The 1,286-nt window shown below is 61.4% G+C and carries 1 protein-coding gene; it reads left to right on the top strand.

What is annotated here, in order from left to right; all coding sequences use genetic code 11:
* The coding region (locus tag GBM95_RS11740) for a sigma-70 family RNA polymerase sigma factor (protein ID WP_152159257.1) at window positions 1–1,120 on the top strand (1,120 nt) is incomplete at its 5' end.
* Window positions 1,121–1,286: the final 166 nt, after the last annotated feature.

Raw genomic sequence — 1,286 nt, 5'->3', positions numbered from 1 at the left:
GCGCGCCTACAGGAGCGCCCTCAAGGACATGTCGGATGCGCTTTCGCCCATCCGCTTCTCCGTGAAGCTCGTGACGCAGATTACGGACCACATCGGCTCGCACATGGACGAAGTGAACGACACTCTGAAGAAGATGCGCCTCACGCTCGTCAATCAGTGCCGCATGCCGCAGAAGGATGCCGTTGATCTCCTCAAGAGCGACGAAGTGACGGATCCCGCCTGCTTCGACCGCATCGCGAAGCTCGACAAGCCCTGGTCGAAGGGCGTTGAGCATTCGATCGCGATTCTGAAGGAAGAGCAGGACGTTCTGATCCGCGCTGAGAAGAACGGTCTGCTGAAGCTTTCCGAGCAGCGCGAGCTCGGCCGCGCCATGAAGCTCGCCCAGACGAACCTCATGCAGGCGAAGGCAAAGATGATTGAGGCGAACCTGCGCCTCGTCATTTCGATTGCCAAGGGCTACGTGAACCGCGGCCTCGCGATGACCGACCTGATTCAGGAAGGCAATCTCGGGCTCATGAAGGCGGTCGACAAGTTCGAATACCGCCGCGGCTACAAGTTCTCGACCTACGCCACCTGGTGGGTGCGCCAGTCCGTGACCCGCGCGGTTGCGGATTTCGGCAACACGATCCGCATCCCGGTGCACATGACCGAGTCCTACAACAAGCTGCGCCGCCAGAAGCAGAAGTTCCTGCAGCAGCACGGCCGTCAGCCGACCGAGCAGGAGCTCGCGGAGCTCGCCGACCTGCCGCTTCAGAAGGTGCTCCTTCTCACGCAGGCGATGCGCGGCGTCGAATCGATCGACGCGCCGATCGGCGACGAAGAGGATGCAACGAAGCTCGACTTCGTGAAGGGCGACGAGCACGATGATCCGGGCATCGCCTTCCAGGATCAGTCGATGGTTGAATGCATTCAGAAGTCCCTGAATGAGCTCACCCCGCGCGAAGCCCAGGTGCTGCGCCTTCGCTACGGCATCGGCACGAATCAGGACCATACGCTCGAGGAAGTGGGCCGCACGCTCGGCCTCACGCGCGAGCGCGTGCGCCAGATCGAGTCGGCGGCGATCAGAAAGCTCCGCACGCCCGACTTCACGGAACGTCTGCGCGACTACCTCTCGAACTGATGTCCGGGATCTGAGACGTTCATAAACAACGCCCTGATGCATGAGAACGTGCCTCAGGGCGTTTTTATGGTGCGCTCGGCAGCGCACGTGTGTCTATGTGGTGAAAGTCCACTGACCGCCCGAGAAGGGGAAGGTCTAGCGACTCGGCAGAGTCAGGGAGGCAACA

The organism is Sutterella seckii (genome assembly GCF_009183815.1).
GTDB classification, from domain to species: Bacteria; Pseudomonadota; Gammaproteobacteria; order Burkholderiales; family Burkholderiaceae_F; genus Sutterella; species Sutterella seckii.
This window is presented reverse-complemented; position numbering and strand designations above follow the sequence as displayed.